The 17,548-nt window shown below is 42.4% G+C and carries 17 protein-coding genes; 2 read left to right on the top strand and 15 right to left on the bottom strand.

The features are described from left to right. Positions 1-178: 178 nt before the first annotated feature. Positions 179-2,758 (bottom strand): ATP-dependent chaperone ClpB, encoded by a 2,580-nt coding sequence (clpB, locus tag MKI79_RS06745; protein ID WP_241571275.1) that lies wholly within the window; start codon positions 2,756-2,758, stop codon positions 179-181. A gap of 205 nt (positions 2,759-2,963) precedes the next feature. After that, positions 2,964-3,170 (bottom strand): hypothetical protein, encoded by a 207-nt coding sequence (locus tag MKI79_RS06740; RefSeq protein ID WP_241571274.1) that lies wholly within the window; start codon positions 3,168-3,170, stop codon positions 2,964-2,966. Between the two features lie 48 nt (positions 3,171-3,218). Here MKI79_RS06740 and argG point away from each other — a divergent pair, with 48 nt between their 5' ends. Next, a complete protein-coding gene (gene argG, locus MKI79_RS06735) occupies positions 3,219-4,562 on the top strand; it encodes an argininosuccinate synthase (RefSeq protein WP_241571273.1) in 1,344 nt (447 codons plus the stop codon). A 67-nt stretch (positions 4,563-4,629) separates the two neighbouring features. On the opposite strand, the gene MKI79_RS06730 is transcribed toward argG, so the two are convergent. Then, a complete protein-coding gene (locus MKI79_RS06730; RefSeq protein ID WP_241571303.1) occupies positions 4,630-5,472 on the bottom strand; it encodes an SDR family NAD(P)-dependent oxidoreductase in 843 nt (280 codons plus the stop codon). 41 nt (positions 5,473-5,513) lie between these two features. After that, on the bottom strand, positions 5,514-6,971 hold the full coding sequence (locus MKI79_RS06725) for a flavin-containing monooxygenase (RefSeq protein ID WP_241571272.1): 1,458 nt from the start codon (positions 6,969-6,971) through the stop codon (positions 5,514-5,516). Positions 6,972-7,160: 189 nt separating this feature from the next. On the opposite strand from MKI79_RS06725, the gene MKI79_RS06720 reads away from it, so the two are divergent. Continuing rightward, positions 7,161-7,847, top strand: coding sequence for a TetR/AcrR family transcriptional regulator (locus MKI79_RS06720; protein WP_241571271.1), 687 nt, complete (start codon positions 7,161-7,163; stop codon positions 7,845-7,847). 26 nt (positions 7,848-7,873) lie between these two features. On the opposite strand, the gene gspK is transcribed toward MKI79_RS06720, so the two are convergent. From gspK to msbA, 11 genes are all read right to left on the bottom strand, one after another. Further along, complete coding sequence (gene gspK / locus MKI79_RS06715) at positions 7,874-8,863, bottom strand: type II secretion system minor pseudopilin GspK (protein WP_241571270.1); 990 nt, start codon at positions 8,861-8,863, stop codon at positions 7,874-7,876. Next, on the bottom strand, positions 8,863-9,612 hold the full coding sequence (gene gspJ / locus MKI79_RS06710) for a type II secretion system minor pseudopilin GspJ (RefSeq protein WP_241571268.1): 750 nt from the start codon (positions 9,610-9,612) through the stop codon (positions 8,863-8,865). The genes gspK and gspJ overlap by 1 nt, the downstream gene beginning before the upstream one ends. Then, on the bottom strand, positions 9,609-10,040 hold the full coding sequence (gene gspI / locus MKI79_RS06705) for a type II secretion system minor pseudopilin GspI (protein ID WP_241571302.1): 432 nt from the start codon (positions 10,038-10,040) through the stop codon (positions 9,609-9,611). Before gspI ends, gspJ begins: the two co-directional genes overlap by 4 nt. Beyond that, a complete protein-coding gene (locus tag MKI79_RS06700) occupies positions 10,024-10,674 on the bottom strand; it encodes a pilus assembly FimT family protein (protein ID WP_274619070.1) in 651 nt (216 codons plus the stop codon). The genes gspI and MKI79_RS06700 overlap by 17 nt, the downstream gene beginning before the upstream one ends. Positions 10,675-10,712: 38 nt before the next feature. After that, positions 10,713-11,369: a TetR/AcrR family transcriptional regulator gene (locus MKI79_RS06695; protein WP_241571300.1), complete on the bottom strand. Its 657-nt coding sequence runs from the start codon at positions 11,367-11,369 to the stop codon at positions 10,713-10,715. Between the two features lie 124 nt (positions 11,370-11,493). Beyond that, entirely contained in the window at positions 11,494-12,273 is a 780-nt protein-coding gene (locus MKI79_RS06690) for a TatD family hydrolase (RefSeq protein ID WP_241571298.1), read from the bottom strand. Between the two features lie 106 nt (positions 12,274-12,379). After that, complete coding sequence (locus MKI79_RS06685; RefSeq protein ID WP_407651585.1) at positions 12,380-12,724, bottom strand: PilZ domain-containing protein; 345 nt, start codon at positions 12,722-12,724, stop codon at positions 12,380-12,382. Positions 12,725-12,795: 71 nt separating this feature from the next. Next, positions 12,796-13,890 (bottom strand): DNA polymerase III subunit delta', encoded by a 1,095-nt coding sequence (locus MKI79_RS06680; RefSeq protein ID WP_241571266.1) that lies wholly within the window; start codon positions 13,888-13,890, stop codon positions 12,796-12,798. A gap of 30 nt (positions 13,891-13,920) precedes the next feature. Next, positions 13,921-14,685, bottom strand: coding sequence for a 3-deoxy-manno-octulosonate cytidylyltransferase (gene kdsB / locus MKI79_RS06675; protein ID WP_241571265.1), 765 nt, complete (start codon positions 14,683-14,685; stop codon positions 13,921-13,923). Between the two features lie 26 nt (positions 14,686-14,711). After that, positions 14,712-15,758 (bottom strand): tetraacyldisaccharide 4'-kinase, encoded by a 1,047-nt coding sequence (gene lpxK / locus MKI79_RS06670; protein WP_241571263.1) that lies wholly within the window; start codon positions 15,756-15,758, stop codon positions 14,712-14,714. 5 nt (positions 15,759-15,763) lie between these two features. Beyond that, entirely contained in the window at positions 15,764-17,548 is a 1,785-nt protein-coding gene (msbA, locus tag MKI79_RS06665) for a lipid A export permease/ATP-binding protein MsbA (protein ID WP_241571261.1), read from the bottom strand.

Genomic DNA, 17,548 nt, shown 5'->3' with positions numbered 1-17,548 from the left:
TTTACTGCTCATAAGCACCTCGTTAATTAGCCATTTTATCTAACTAAAAGGTGTCTACAAAATCGGTGGCTATTCATATGCTAGTTTTTTTGGGGTTGATTTTTATTGATCACTGATAAAAGCCTCTCTTAGTTTTCCCAAGAAAGGCTTTTACAAGAATTTAATTTATTAAAGTAAATCAGCTCAGCTTTAACTTCTCAAACGCCAAGTGATCGCCGTCTTTGGACACCACGATAGTATCGCCTGCGCTAAATTTCCCTGACAAAATATCATTTGCCAGTTCATTTTCCAATTTGGATTGGATCGCACGTTTCAGCGGTCTTGCACCAAACACAGGATCATAACCCGCATCGATCAACAAGCCAAAGGCATCGTCTTCGATACGCAAGCCAATCTCACGCTCGGCAAGCCGATCACGCAAACGAGCGAGCTGAATGTCAGCAATACCACGCATTTGTGATTTTTGCAGACCGTGGAATACCACCACTTCATCAATACGGTTAATAAACTCAGGACGGAAATGCTGACCGATTGCCGCCATCACCACCGCTCGGACATCGTCATCACTTGCCCCTTCACCCAGCTCACGCACATCTTGCGAGCCAAGATTCGAGGTCATCACGATCACGGTATTTTTAAAGTCCACCACACGACCTTGCGAATCGGTCAAACGCCCATCATCCAACACTTGCAGTAAGATATTGAACACGTCTGGATGGGCTTTTTCCACTTCATCGAACAAAATCACGCTGTATGGTTTACGGCGTACCGCTTCGGTGAGTACACCACCTTCTTCATAGCCAACATAGCCTGGAGGTGCACCCACCAAACGGCTGACGCTGTGCTTCTCCATAAACTCGCTCATGTCTATACGAATCATGGCTTCATCACTATCGAATAAGAAATTCGCCAATGCCTTGGTCAGCTCGGTTTTACCGACACCTGTTGGTCCAAGGAAGAGGAATGAACCACTTGGACGATTCGGATCAGACAGCCCTGCTCGTGAACGACGCACCGCATTGGAAACGGCTTTTACCGCTTCATCTTGTCCGACCACACGATTGTGCAAGAAATCTTCCATATTCAGAAGTTTATCTCGTTCACCTTGTAGCATTTTCGACACAGGAATCCCTGTTGCAGCACTGACCACTTCGGCGATTTCGTTGTCAGTGACTTTGTTACGCAGCAATTTTGGTGCTTCGTTTTCGTCTGCCACCTCGGCTTTTTCCAGTTGCTTTTGTAGCTCTGGAATCACGCCATATTGCAAACGTCCCGCTTCTGCCAAATCACCTTCACGCTGTGCTTTCTCAAGTGCTATTTTGGCTTGGTCGAGTTTCACTTGTACATCTTTATTGCCCTCGACCAGAGCTTTGTCCGCACGCCATACTTCCTCAAGATCGTTATACTCTTTTTGCGTTTCGTTAATTTGACGCTCAAGTAATGATGCTTGTGATTTCGAGCCTGCATCTTTCTCTTTTTTCACCTGTTCAAACTGCATTTTCAGCTGAATCAAACGGCGATCGAGTTTATCCAAAGCCTCAGGTTTTGAGTCCAGCTCCATCTTGATACGTGAAGCCGCTTCATCGATCAAATCTATGGCTTTATCAGGCAACTGACGGTCGGTGATATAGCGCTGTGACATTTTCGCTGCGGCAATAATCGCGGAATCCAAAATTTGTACGCCATGATGAGTCGCATATTTCTCTTTCAAACCACGCAAGATGGCAATGGTATCTTCCACACTTGGCTCATCGACCAAGACTTTTTGGAAGCGACGTTCAAGCGCAGGGTCTTTTTCGATATACTGGCGATATTCATCTAAGGTGGTCGCACCGACACATCGTAATTCGCCACGTGCCAATGCAGGTTTCAGCATATTGCCTGCATCCATCGCACCGTCAGTTTTACCTGCGCCGACAAGGGTATGAATCTCATCGATAAATAAGATCACTTGCCCTTCCAATTTTGCCAGTTCTTTTAATACCGCTTTGAGGCGTTCTTCAAATTCACCACGATATTTTGCACCTGCGAGCAATGAACCTAAATCTAAAGACAAAACACGTTTACCTTTGAGACTTTCAGGTACTTCACCATTGACGATACGCTGCGCTAAACCTTCAACAATTGCTGTTTTACCCACACCAGGCTCACCGATCAGCACAGGATTGTTTTTGGTACGGCGTGATAAGACTTGAATGGTACGGCGAATCTCATCATCACGACCAATCACAGGATCGAGTTTGCCTGCGAGCGCACGATCGGTTAGATCAATGGTGTATTTGCCAAGCGCATCACGATTTTCTTCATGGTTACTGGTAGTCACTTTTTCATTTCCTCGAATTTTTTCGATCACACCACGCAATTTTTTGCCATCACCACCTGCGGCAGTGAACAATTTGTGGGTTTCACCCTGCTCCGCCAAAGCCAAAAGCACCCAATCTGTGGTGAGAAATTCATCTCCCGCCTTTTGCGCATAGCTATCTGCCAGATTTAACACTTTCGCCGCTTCAGGATTGAGATTTACATCGCCTGTTGGATTGGCAATGGTTGGCGCATCTTGGAGCGCTTGATTCAGTTTATCTTTCAGCTCAGTGAGTTTAACACCTGCCTGTTGCAGTAGACTTTGATTGGATGATTCTTCCAACAAGGTGGCAAGAATATGTAAGGTACTGATTGCAGTATGATCTTTGCCTGTGGCTAAAGACTGTGCATCAGAGAGACTTTGTTGAAGTCGATCAGAGAATTTTTCAAAACGCATTTGTTATTATCCTAAAAATATTGACATGACTCATAGATAAGTGCAACTCGCATAATTTCAAGTATTATTTATTGATATTTTTCAAAATTTTATGTCTAAATTTTAGATAAAAGTCAGTTTTATTAATGGTGTTTAATGTGACTTTTTTCAAGGTTATTTTAATTGTACTTTTTAGCTACCATGCTCAATAGTACGACTCATTCATTTACGCCCTCCCGAATTGAACTTCTAACTTAGATAGAAAGCTAAAACGGTTTTTTGCAAATGCTTTTATATTTTTCGCCATTTGATTATTTGCAGATATTCCAAATTTCCCAAAAACAATGACGCTGAAAAGTGCTACAATACTGCCAATTTTTTTGATTCGACTGGCTTCGATCCGTTGCTTTAAACGTATTGTAGGCAAAGTCACTTATAGAAATCGTTAGTTAGATACTAGATAGACGAATTAGGATGGCTCATGACTGATAATGCAACGATCTTGCAAAATGTACCTGTAGGCAAAAAAGTAGGTATCGCATTCTCTGGTGGTTTGGATACTTCTGCCGCTTTGTTATGGATGAAGCAAAAAGGTGCCTCGCCTTTTGCTTATACTGCAAACTTAGGTCAGCCTGACGAAGATGACTATGATGCCATCCCGAAAAAAGCTGAACAGTACGGTGCAACCAAAGCACGATTGGTCGATTGTCGTTTGCAACTTGCCTTAGAAGGTATTGCAGCGATTCAATGTGGTGCATTCCATATCTCTACTGGCGGTATTCCATATTTCAACACGACACCGCTTGGTCGTGCCGTGACGGGTACTATGCTCGTTACTGCAATGAAAGAAGATGATGTGAATATTTGGGGTGATGGTTCGACTTATAAAGGTAACGACATTGAGCGTTTCTACCGTTATGGTTTGCTGACCAATCCTGAGTTAAAAATCTACAAACCGTGGCTCGATCAAGTCTTTATCGATGAGCTTGGTGGTCGTGCTGAGATGTCACAATTCTTGATCGACAATGGCTTCGACTACAAAATGTCGAAAGAAAAAGCCTACTCGACTGACTCAAACATGCTTGGTGCAACACATGAAGCCAAAGATTTAGAATTCTTAAATGCTGGCGTAAAAATCGTTGAGCCGATCATGGGCGTGGCGTTCTGGAAAGATGACGTTGAAATCAAAGCGGAAGAAGTGTCGATCACTTTTGAAGAAGGCATGCCTGTTGCACTCAATGGCAAACGCATTGATGATCCAGTTGAATTGATTCTTGAAGCCAATCGTATCGGTGGTCGTCACGGTCTAGGCATGTCAGATCAGATCGAAAACCGTATCATCGAAGCGAAATCTCGTGGTATCTACGAAGCACCGGGTATGGCGTTATTGCACATTGCTTATGAGCGTTTGATCACAGGTATTCACAATGAAGATACCATCGAGCAATACCGTATCAATGGTCTGCGTCTTGGTCGCTTACTCTATCAAGGTCGTTGGTTCGATTCTCAAGCATTGATGCTTCGTGAAACTGCGCAGCGTTGGGTGGCAAAAGCAATTACGGGCACTGTAACCCTTGAGCTCCGTCGTGGTAATGACTTTAGTATTTTAAATACTGAATCACCGAACCTCACTTATGAAGCAGAACGCTTGACGATGGAAAAAGGCGATTCAATGTTTACGCCGATGGATCGTATCGGTCAATTAACCATGCGTAACCTTGATATTACCGATACCCGTGCAAAACTCGGTATCTATACGGATACAGGTTTATTGTCACTCGGTCAGGGTTCTGCTGTACCGCAATTGGAAAATAACAAAAAATAATTCATGTATTGAATAAAAAAATGCCAGTTTTGACTGGCATTTTTTGTGGGTAAAATTTGCGATTGAACTATTTTAAACTTCTCAACTTTACCGTAGCCGTCATGATCTTTTGATAACCTGTCGGCATCAAGCGCACCACCCAATCATAGACTTTTGCATCAGGACCGACCAATACTCGACGCTTATCATGTTTTACTGCATTAAAGATCGTATCCGCAGCTTTCTCAGGTGTCGTGATAAAAGTCATTTCAAAATCTTTGGTGGCAGCTTTGGTATCTTTACCAGTTGCTTTGGCGACACTATCGGACACCCGAGCGGCTTGAGCAATATTGGTTTTAATACCGCCGGGATGGACGCAGGTCGCACTGACGCAAGAGTTGGTCAATGCTAAGTCTTGACGTAAGGATTCAGTAAAACCACGCACGGCAAATTTACTGGCGTTGTAACCACTCATCAGTGGTTGCGAAGTCAGACCAAAAATACTCGAAATATTAACAACATGCCCTTCACCCGATTGCTCTAAATACGGCAAAAATGCTTTTGTACCATAGATCACACCCCATACATTGATATTCATGATCCACTCATAATCTTCAATGCTTAATGATGCAACCGTTCCAGATAGTGCTACGCCTGCATTATTGATGATCATATTCACCTTACCGTGAAATGCCACCACATCATCTGCCCATGTATAAAATGCTTTACGATCACTGACATCAAGCTGATGACAACTGATTTTGCAATGATGATCTTTTTTAATCATCTGCTCAGTTGCTTCGACAGCAGATAGATTAATATCTGACAATGCCAAATCACAGCCTGCTTTGGCAAAACGCATTGCTAAAGCACGTCCAATGCCCGAACCTGCACCTGTAATTGCAACCACTTTTCCCTGAAAATTTTTAATCATTTTTATACCTACTGAACCATTAATACTCAGAAAAAATCTTATGAAAACTCATGATGATTTGATTGAAACTTATTTGCGAGTTGGTAATAGGTAAAGCTAAAACCTGGGAACATTGCAATCACATGTCCACTTTTGCTCTTGTACCAGCTATTACAACCACCCGATTGCCACACTGTACTTTTCATCTCATGGTGAATCATTTGGGTATAGTCACTTTCAGCTTGCTTTGTCACTTCAATGACAGACTTACCACGCAACTTGGTCGCCTCAATGGCTTTCATGATGTAGTTCATTTGCGCTTCAATCACGAATATCGCTGAGGTATGCCCAATTCCTGTATTTGGTCCTGTCACCACAAAGAAGTTTGGAAAATCTGGAATGGTCGTACCGAGATATGCACGTGGATATTCTTCCCAAAACTCCGCCAAGGTATTTCCTCGCTTGCCCACCACAGGATAAGAAATCACCCCATCAGTTGCGTCATAGCCAGTAGAATAAATAATTAAATCTAGATCAAGATGTTGACCATCTTTGGTGAAAATACCCTTTTCATCGATGGACTGAATACCTGAGTCTCTGGTATGTAAAGTGACATTGTCTCGACTGAGCGCAGGATAAAGCGTATTGGATAAGATAATGCGCTTACAACCGATGGTGTAATCTGGCGTCACTGCTTTACGCATTTTTGGGTCTTTAATTTGATTTTTGATATGTTTCAGTGCAACACGTTGCGCAACGATATTGAGCATCGCTTTGGAATATTTAAAACCGATCATACGGGTTTCCAACTGCCAATAAATCGCCGTTCGAACACCTTTGTGTATCAGCTTATTACCGACTAATTTTTGCTGTGTTTGGCTGAATTTGTAATCTGGTCGAGGCATCACCCAATGCGGAGAGCGTTGGAATACATGGAGGTGAGCAACATCTTCAGCAATCGCAGGAATCACCTGTGCAGCACTTGCACCACTACCAATGATCGCTACATGTTTGCCACGATAGTCATAATCATGATTCCAATTATTGGTATGGAACGATTCACCTTTGAAGGTATCACGACCTTTAAAGTTTGGAATCACTGGTGTGCTGAGTGGCCCTGAGGCATTGACGACAAACTGTGCTGAGATCACTTCGCCATTTTCAATATGCGCCAACCAGCGAGTGGTTGCTTTATTCCATTCGACTTTCACGACATTGGCATTGGTCTTGGTTTTACTTCGAAGATCATATTTATCAATCACGTGATTGGTGTACTGCTCAAGCTCTGCTTGCTCGACAAACATCTGACTCCACGCATAAGGTTCGTGTGAGATCGAATACAGTGGTGACTGCACATCGACAGCCGCACCGGGATAGCTGTTTTGACACCACGTGCCACCCATGAAGTCACGACGCTCTAAGATTAAGAAGTCTTGTAGTCCACGTTTGAGCAAATTGATCGCGGTACACTGCCCGCCAAAGCCACTGCCGATAATCAAAACCTGTACCGATGTCATCTGTATCACCTTTATTCCTGCCGAGTCCATGCACTTTGTGTCTGATCATGTCAGCAATTTTTTTAAAAATACATATTTGAAGATACTTGTCATCAGATTTAAATGTGACTACACTTCTCTTCAGAATGTTGATAATCTACATCTGACAACATGTGTTGTCAAATATTTTATACACGTACAATTTAAGCTATGAAAAATTCATCACACGCCATACAAGGTCGCACCTACGCAGGTGAAAGCCTTGAAGATCGTCAATCAAAGCGTAGATTACAGTTCATTGAAGCTGCTTATGAGCTCTTTGGCACGATTGGCTTTCGGCAAACGACTATGCGCAACTTGTGCAAACAAGCAGGTCTGACTGATCGTTATTTTTATGAATCATTTCAGAGTATTGAACAACTCTTGGCTGAAGTATATCAGCGTGAAATTCGACATATTGAAACAGCGGTTTTGACATCCATTTCGGAAAATATCAATCACGCTTCCATCAAAACATTGATTGAGCAAACTTTAGAAGTATTTTTTGCTGTTGCAGAAAAACCCAAAACGGCAAAAATCGTATGGTTCGAAGTGCTTGGTGTGAGTGAAACGATTGATCAGCTATATATTTCGACGATTCAAAATTTTGCCAATTTATTCGCACAACTGAGTATGAATATTTATCCTGATTTAAAGATTCCCAATGTGGAAGTGACGACCATTGCGATTGGTGTGATCGGCGCAATCAGTCAAACTACAAGCCTGTGGTATCTCAGCCATTATCAAACGGATAAACAGATTTTGATTCGATCAATGTCTTATATGATTCAAGGCACGCATTTGTTGTTATCACAACCCAATATGCAAAATATAGAAATGGATAATTCCAACGAATGAAGCCATACAGATTTATTTAGGTTTGACTAAAAATCAGCACCATGCCAATCATGTCGATAGCTTTGCACGATTTCTTTTGAACGATACAAATGGCTTTGAATACTGCGTTTGCGCTCGGATAACATCACCTGTATCTCCGCAACAAAAAACGATGAAGACACATCGAATAATGCCGAATATTTCTCACGATCTTCAGTCACTGCGCTGAATCCATCCAAATTCCAAAGGTCAGAAAAACTGCTTAAAGTTTCCAAATTCTGACGCTGTGCTTGCATGGTATTCGCCACAGCCATCGGGTCAAGTCGAGGATTCAAACATGCCAAAACAAACGGATCAGCCGTATTAATATTGATCTTAGTACTTCGAGATGGCAAGGCAACAATATAAGGGGCTATACGTTGATAATTCTCCCCTTCAAAGCCACGTACCCATTGCAACTGTTTGGCACTGCTAAAAAGCTGATTTGGTGCAAGATAGCCTGCTTGCACACCTTGATAATAGCTATTCTCAGCGCCCATCGCACCAACGGTTTCATTATCGGCATCTTGCCAATCAATCACTGCCTCAACTAGATTTGGATCAAGATTTAGTCGTTCTAACATCGCTTGGAAAAACAGCACCGCAGTTTCGTTCTTTTCGCCATTTTCATTCAATAAGCTATTGAGATTAAAACGCCCTTGCTCATCATGGAGCTGACCTGTGACCACACCATCCTCCACAGGAAACGGCGGGAAAGGTTGTGCCCAATTTTCAGTTAAGCTATCGGTTGTATTGTCTTTGGCATCTTGAATGAGCAGTTCTGAGAAAAAATATTCTGCAGACCACGCATATTGCAATGCCTGATCTTGACGTAATAGCAACTTAGTTTCTTCCAAATTGGCATTTTGATAGCGCAAAATACTCACAGCAAGAATCGTCGCAAGCACTACCATGATTAAAATGGTCAGTAACGCCACACCGCTTTGCGATGATTTTGAAAAGTGGTGATTCACTGGCAAATGGTTCGGCTTTATCATTAGCTCGTGCTCCCATTTTCAGAACTATTGTTCGAATCGCTATCTGAATTATTGTTTGAACCGTTATTTGAACTGTTGCCATTCGTACCCGATTCAGTTTCAGTTGTAGGCATGCTTTTGGCTGTACTAAACACCCAGCGAATGGCTCGCCCTTGATAATCAAAACTTAACACTACACCTTGTGGAAGCTGTGACATCAAATATTCTGTTGAATCGGTATCGGTTACGCTTTGTGCAGGCCACTGTGTTTGTACAGCAGGATCAAGGGCTTGAATTTGTAGATTTTCAATCGGTGCAATCAGCACATCACCTTGCATATCTTGGCTTTGCTTACGGTAAATATAGGCATTGTGATAACGCATCAAGGCTTGTTTGTCGGGATCAAAACGATATTCAACAAATTCAAAGCGATCCAAACCCTGTTGCAAAGGATCAATCACACCTGCTTTATTAAACTGCAATTGTTGATTTTCAAGTTGCAATGCAGGGTAACTTTCTTCGCCCTCTCGCCCTGACAACGGTACAATCTGGCTCAAATCACGCTGTATTTGCATATACGCAAATTGTAATTTTTGCAGATGCTCAAGATGCGTTGTATTACGCTCACGAGTCTTGATCAGTTGGTCGAACACCATCCATCCTGCTGCGCTAAGTACCGCAAAGATCGCTATCGCCACCAACACTTCAACAAGGGTAAACCCTGAAGCATGCTTAGGCTGTGTATTGTGCTTTTGAGTGACAGCGTTCATTGTGCGTTGCCCTCTAGCGATTGCCGATAATTAAATACCGATAACGTGGTTACACCTTGTACTTTTTCAGCATTATCAGGGTCAATATGCGACACTTGGATTTCAATACGTTGCACATCTGGACTAATGGTTTCATAAGACTGCTTTTGAATACGCCATTGCTCGCCTTGTTCAGTGATGTCTTCACTTTGACTGCCTGTGAGCCACTCTTTTTCAATCCGAAGCTCCGCCGCCTGATTCATTGCAACGAAATGCGCTAGAGTTCGTAGCTCATTTTGCTGAATTGACTGGGTATAGTTCATGGCAATTTTCATCAATGCCAATGCTGTGGTTGCAAAGATTGCCAATGCCACCATCACCTCAAGCAAAGTAAAGCCAAATGCGTTGAATCGTCGATGCTGAACGTTCTGCCTACAAGTCTTCTTCATCACTCACCGCACCGAGTCGATTGAGCACAATGGCATCGCCGACTTGTTGTTGTTGCAAATACAGCTGAATGCGCACTGGGACTGCTTCACCATTACCAAGCCAAATAATCTGTGGTAAGGCATCATTTTGTTTGAGTACATCTAAATTCAACTGATGATCAAGACTTTGGATCTGTAAGCTACTTTGCTCAGGTAAAGTCTGACTGTCAAAATCGTTTGCCAATTGCCAACGGTATTGACCACGCGCACCCATCGGCTGATTTTGATTAAATTGACTTTGAGTGGATTGGTTTAGATTTGACTGACTTTGATTTAATTGGCTCTGATTTGAATTGTCAGGATTGGCTTGTGGGCGATACTCCACCACCTCATATTGTGCAGGCGCAATATCGGTCGCAGGCTGAATGAGCAAACCCAAAATTCGCCCTTGATCAGCTGACTCTAAACGGATTTTCTTTAAATTTAAAATTAACAATTCACGGGCTTGCATGACTTTGCGTTGATCGACGCCTTGTACATTCATCACGATCAGACTTGCCATCACCGCCATGATCACAATGACGAGCATGACTTCAATCAAGGTAAAACCTTGTTGATGTTTTGCGATTTGTTGGACTTTATTTTTATTGTTCACGATACGCTCGATGCTTTAATTTTCACTGAGTCCAATCATCAACTATTTTGCTGATCGGCATTTTGCATGGCTTGTGACTCTTGCTCATCGAAGGCTTCTTCACGAGCATTCTTCGGCAACGCCAAAACTTGCTCAATATATGACACTCGCAGACTGTCACGCTCACCCAAATAACGCTGATAATAGGTCGAGTTGAGAATCGCCGCCGCACCTTGGGTAATCGACCAAATCGAGGCTAAATAATCACGTACAGGCATGGCGCTTTGAATGTATTTTAAATAATGTTCTGTCAGGCGAATGATAATCCGTAAGCGTTTTTTACGGATTTGATAAAGATCTTGAAATAAACTTTGTAACCCTTGCCCTGTGTTGGCTAGACGCTCTTCGATCTGATGATAGAGCACTGTACGCTCAGGGTGGTGCAACTGATGCAACATAAAAAAAGCAAGATGCTCAGGGAATTCTTTTTCCGTGTCATAGATCATATCTAACAGCTTTTGCTCATTGCGTATGATCAATAAAATATATAACTCATCTTTACTTTGAAAATGCTTATACAGCGTGCCTTTGGCAATATCGAGGTCGGCTGCCAAAGTGTCCAACGTCATGCCTGATTCGCCATATTCCAACAATAAATTTTCCGCAGTCGAAAAGATAAGTTCTTCGCGCGCCTTAAACTGCGCTTGTCGTTCCATCTGCTGGTCTAAATTCTTCATGTTGAAATTCTCACATCAATTCATGACAACTGTATTTTGATATTCTATGTCGCATCACATGCTTTGAATCACTATAACATTTTCAAACCGCATTAAACGTAAATTATGCACTCAAACCTGTGATTCGCAAAAAGTTATCCGTCGTTTGCTGGGCTATTTGCTCTACCGATACGCCATATACACCCGCCAATGCTTCTGCCACATGCGGTACATATTTTGGCTCGTTCGACTTCCCACGATACGGCACTGGCGCAAGATAAGGGCTATCTGTTTCAATGAGTAAGCGATCAAGTGGCACTTGCTTGGCGACGTCACGCAAATCTTGCGCATTCTTAAAAGAAATAATCCCTGAAAAAGAAATATAAAATCCCAAATCTAGCACCGCTTTTGCCGTGTCCCAATCTTCAGTAAAGCAATGCAAAATACCATGTGTCGCATTTTCTGCTTTAAGTATATCAATGGTATCTGCTTTGGCACTGCGTGTATGTACCACCAAAGGCTTGCCAACGTGTTGTGATGCTTCAATATGCCGTGCAAAACAATCTTTTTGTTCTTGAATGAAATCGGTACTGTGATAATAATCCAAACCTGTTTCACCGATCGCCCAAACTTTATCAGACTGCGCTAACGACACAAGTTCTTCAACCGTTGCCCGAGCCATCATTTCTGGGTCTTCACAAGGATGCACGCCGACACTATAACCGACATGATCATGCGCTGATGCAATCTCGGACAGCGCAATATGATCATCCAACGCTACAGATATGCCCATCATCCGACTGACACCCGCCTGCATTGCCACTTCAATGGCGGCATGAACATCTCCGTCATACGGCTTTAGCTCAAGCATCGTCAGGTGACAATGAGAATCCACAAACTGCATCATAAAACTTTTACAACTTATAAATTTAGTTTGGTCATTTTATCACATCTGCCCATTCACTGAGGTGTGATTTCAGCCCAAAAGTATTGATTCACGACGATCAGTTTTATAGTGTATAGGTCGGTTTATCAGATGTTAGATGTCCTGCCAACATTTTTTCCGCTTCATTTTTAAATGCCAAACCTTTTTCACCGCCAAGCTGTATTGCAAAACCTTGTGGCTTTGAACCTTGTTGACGTGGTGAAATCCAAATCACTTTGCCTGTGACTGGATATTTTTGTGATTGCTCAGGCAATGACGCAATAACGAGAAGCTCTTGCCCCAAAGTGACTTCTTGCTTAGATGGCACAAATAACCCGCCACCAAGTACAAAAGGCATATAACATGCTTGTAGGCTTGCCTGATCTGGCATATTGGTTTGAATAATGGCACCGCCACGTGGTGGAATCATCAACATACTCCCTATGTTATTTTTTATGCTGTTTCATTTAGCGTGCTTAGTTTGGTGTAAAAATCACCGCATTAAACACTTACCCCTTCCACATTCATCAACTGCATACACAGTTGCTCAAATATCAATGCACTTTGCACATTCTGCGCAAGCTGTATTGGCACTTGATTGAACGCTTTATCTAAATCAAATAGCTGTTCCAAACTATAATACTGTTGTAAATCAGTAATGTCGAGATCGGACTGCTGAATCGCTTGCTGTAATTTATATGCCGTCATATCTTGCAGGTTAAAACGAAGCATCATCATCAGTGCTTTAAAGTCCAATTCCTTGAGCCAATCATTGGCAAACTTGATCGGTTGTTGTTTGTATTTCACCAAGTTTGTCCACGCTTGAGCAAAACTTTGTCGTTTTGCAAACCACGGACTATTTAAAATGTCTTGTGCCTTTAACGGCATGTAATGCGCTAAAGCTAAAGCAATCTGTTGCTCATCTGCGGTGAATTCACTGTGATTTTCAGATGTCGTTAAAGCATTTTGAGATAAATACAGTTGCGCTTGCGAAATGCTGATTCGATCTAAAGCATATTGTTGTACACGGCTACGAATGGTTGCCGAAAGTTGCAACATGGCATCGCTGACTAAAATCATCAACACCCGATCACCCGGTTCTTCCAAAGTTTTTAGCAAAGCATTACTCGAAGCGACATTCATTTTATCTGCTTGATGAATTAACACTACACGCCAACCGTCAACGGTTTGCTGAATAAAATCATTCAGTTCACGGATTTGATCAATTTTAATCGCAGAATAACTTTGCTTTTTTTCATCAAAATCTGCGGAAATTTGTTTGAGCTGTGGATGAGTGTCGGCATCAAACCAGTGACAACTTTTACACTGTCCACAGGCTATTTGAATCTCCGTAGAATTGGTCTGCTTTAAACTCGATTTGTTTAAGCCTGATTTATTTAAGCAAAGCAACCATTTGGCAAATTGCAAACTAAATTGTTGCTTCCCACAACCCTGCTTTCCATAGAACAACATGGCATGACCAAGCTCTGGGTAGCGTGTCGTGAGCTTTTGCCAAATTGGATGATGCCAAGTATAGATGTCCTGTCCTTTCGAACTAGGAACGTGCAATTCAGACGGATGATGATCTTCGCTCATGGATATGATCTGTTTCTATGCAAAAAGAATTTATTCAAATGCACTGACTGGCATGGCATTTAAACGATCTAAATCGGCTTGAGTATCGACACCGGGTGGTAAATTCGCCTGTGCCACATCAATGGCAATCCGATGACCATTTTCCAAGACGCGAAGCTGTTCCAAACTTTCCAACTGTTCCAAATCACCTTGCGACCATGTCACATAATCTTGAAGCAACTGCACACGATAGGCATATAAACCCAAATGACGATAGGCTTTGTCATGTAATGTACGTTCAGCGAATTTTGCGCCATCACGGTCATAAGGAATCGTAGCACGGCTAAAATACAATGCTTCTTTGGTGTTACTCATTACCACTTTGACGATGCTATCACGCTCAAATTCTTCCAATGATTGAATCGGTTCACATAGTGTCGCCATCGCACATTGTGTTTGATCTTCTAAAAGCTGTGCCACTTGCTTAACTAGTTGTGCAGGAAGCAGCGGCTCATCACCTTGTACATTGACAATAATGTCTTCATCGGACCAACCTTTAATTTGTGCAACTTGACTCAAACGATCTGTACCCGATGGATGATTGACATCGGTCATTACTACATCAATGCCTTCTGCCAAGCAAATATCAGCAATACGTTGATCGTCAGTTGCCACACAATAATCATCAAAACCATCTACTTTTTTGGCTTGATCAACCACACGTAAAATCATCGCTCGACCATGAACCTTAAGCAGAGGTTTACCCGGTAAGCGTGAACTGGCAAAACGTGCAGGGATGACAATGTGTTTACGCATAAAACTTCCTTCATCTATTTGGCGTGTTAGCTATTCGGACGATGTGATAGATTGATTTTAAAATTCGGATTTAAACCGAGCAACTGATCATTAAACAACTGATAGACGTTTTCTGATAATACCGCTTGTACAGGCACCACCCAGACACGTGCCAACATCTCAGGATCATTGTGCCAAAGTTGCTTTAACTTGACCGCATCTTTTTCTGTGGTGATGATCGCTTGGCTATGTATTGTTGAAAAATCACTGGCTTGATAGGCATGGTGATCTGCAAAAGCGTGCTTTTGATACGAGATATTTAAATCATCAAGGGTCTTAAAAAAACGCAGTGGAAACCCAATCCCAACCACTGCATCATAGTGCAAACTCGCATTGAAAGGCTGACTGTGATCTACCAAATTATACGGTGTACTCGGTTCAAGATGCATATGCAAATCGGTCTTAGGATGTGCCGAATGTTCAATGACAGTCACGTCATCCAAACGGCTTAATGGCTCTCGTAGATAACCTTCAGGCAAAAGCTTTTCATTGCCAAAACCACGATTGGCATCGACCACCACCCATTCCAAGTCACGAGCAAGCGCAAAATGTTGTAAACCATCATCACTCAGAATCAAATCTACGTGATGATGTTGTAATAACAATTCAATTGCATGTTGACGATTTGGTCCGACAGCCATCGGCACATGAGTACGTTGTACGATCAAAGTCGGCTCATCGCCCACCTGCTCAGGCGTAGAATCCAAAGTCACGAGTAACGGAAACTCGCCTTTTCCATCTACACCTTTACCACCCCCGCCTTTTCCTCCATAGCCTCGACTAATCACGCCGACTTTTATATTTTTAGATTGCAAATATTCAACTAAGGCAATGATTAGTGGGGTTTTACCACTACCACCGACGGTAATATTGCCAATAATCATCACTGCTACTGGCGCACGGTAAGCATTTTTTGATTTGCTATTTTTTTGCCACAGAAAAACAGCACGATACAGCCAAGACAGTGGACGTAGCACAATCAGCCATTTGGCTTGATCATGCCATGCTTTTTGTATACGTTCTGCCAAACGCATGTGATTTAAGACTCATCATCAAGGTGGAATTGACGCTGATAAAGCTTGGCATATTCACCTTGTTTGTCGAGTAATTCTTGATGATTACCCACTTCAATGATCTGCCCATGATCCATCACCACGATGCGATCCGCATTTTCAATGGTAGACAGTCTGTGTGCAATGACAATGGTTGTACGCCCTTGCATCGCTTGGTCAAGCGCTTGTTGAATATAATGCTCAGATTGGTTGTCTAGTGCACTGGTCGCTTCATCTAAGATGAGAATTGGTGCATTTTTTAGCATCGCACGTGCAATCGCCAAACGCTGACGTTGACCACCTGACAGATTTAAACCATTGGCACCGAGATTGGTGTCATAGCCTTTTGGTAACTCCATGATGAAATCATGCGCATAAGCCGCTTTTGACGCAGCGATGATTTGCTCTTCTGTAGCATCAGCAAGCTCACCATAGGCAATATTTTCACGTACGGTTCGATCGAATAAAATGACTTGTTGATTGACCATGGCAATATGATGACGCAAATAATTCAACTCAATATCTTCGATTTCATGACCATCGACAATGAGCTGTCCTTCCTGATGCGTCTGATAGCGAAGTAGTGTATTGACCAAAGTCGATTTACCTGCACCAGAACGCCCAACCAATGCAATGGTTTCACCTGATTCGATCTGCAAGTTGATTTGATCTAGTGCTTTCGTCCCATCAGGATAGGTGACGCCAACCTGATTAAACTGAATTTGACCTGACATCGGCGGTTTAAACTGTCCGAGATTTGGCTCATCCGCTTGATCAATCACATCAAAAATTGATTTGGTCGCAGCAAGACCACGCTGTATTTTCTCATTGACATCGGTAAGCGCTTTGACAGGTTTACTCAATAATCCTGCCGCCGTGATGTATGCAACAAACTCACCTGCACTGGTATCACCAATGATTTGCGGACGCAGTGCAATCCAAATCACAATACTCATTGCGATCGCCATAAACAGCTGTACCAAGGGCGTATTGATACTCACCACAACGACGAGCTTTAAACCTTTTTTTAAATTTTCAAGTGAATATCGGTGAAAGCGTTGTTTTTCATAGGCTTGTCCACCAAAGCTTTTCACTACGGAGTAGCCATTGACCGCTTCTTGCACCACATGGCTAACATCACCCATACTATTTTGCAGTTGTGTTGACAGGCGACGCATACGCTTAGCCGCTTTACGAATGACCAAAGCAATTAAAGGTGCAATGATGAGAATGGTTAGTGACAACCGCCAATTCATATAAAATAAATAACCAAGTAGCAAAATCACCGTCAACCCATCTCGTACAATAGTTTTTAATGATTCTGTAGACGCTGCAGTAACTTGTTCGACGTTATAAATAATCTTCGCAGTGATATGTCCACTCGAGTTATTTAAATAATAGGCTGTTGGTAATTTTAACAGTTTATCGAAAATCTGCTGACGCAAAGTAAATACCAAATTGCGAGAAATCAGCGCAGAGAAATAATTCCCAAGAAAAGAACCTAAGCCACGGAAAAAGAACAGTAAAATCACTAAGACTGGAAATAAATTTTTCGCAGACTGATCTGCGGTATTGATCGCATCAATGATGTATTTGATCAATTGTGCGATCGACACTTCGGTTGCCGCATTGATCGCAAAACCTATCAATACCAAAATGCCTGCTTTCCAATAGACTTTAAGATAACTTAATAGGCGAAAATAAACCTGCAAATCACTTTTTGCATCTGATTGACTGGCATTCGGTTGACTTGCATCTTTCGCCTTATTCAC

Source organism: Acinetobacter sedimenti, assembly GCF_022601685.1.
GTDB classification, from domain to species: domain Bacteria; phylum Pseudomonadota; class Gammaproteobacteria; order Pseudomonadales; family Moraxellaceae; genus Acinetobacter; species Acinetobacter sedimenti.
The sequence above is the reverse complement of the archived record's forward strand: the minus strand, read 5'-3'. Positions and strand labels throughout refer to the sequence as shown.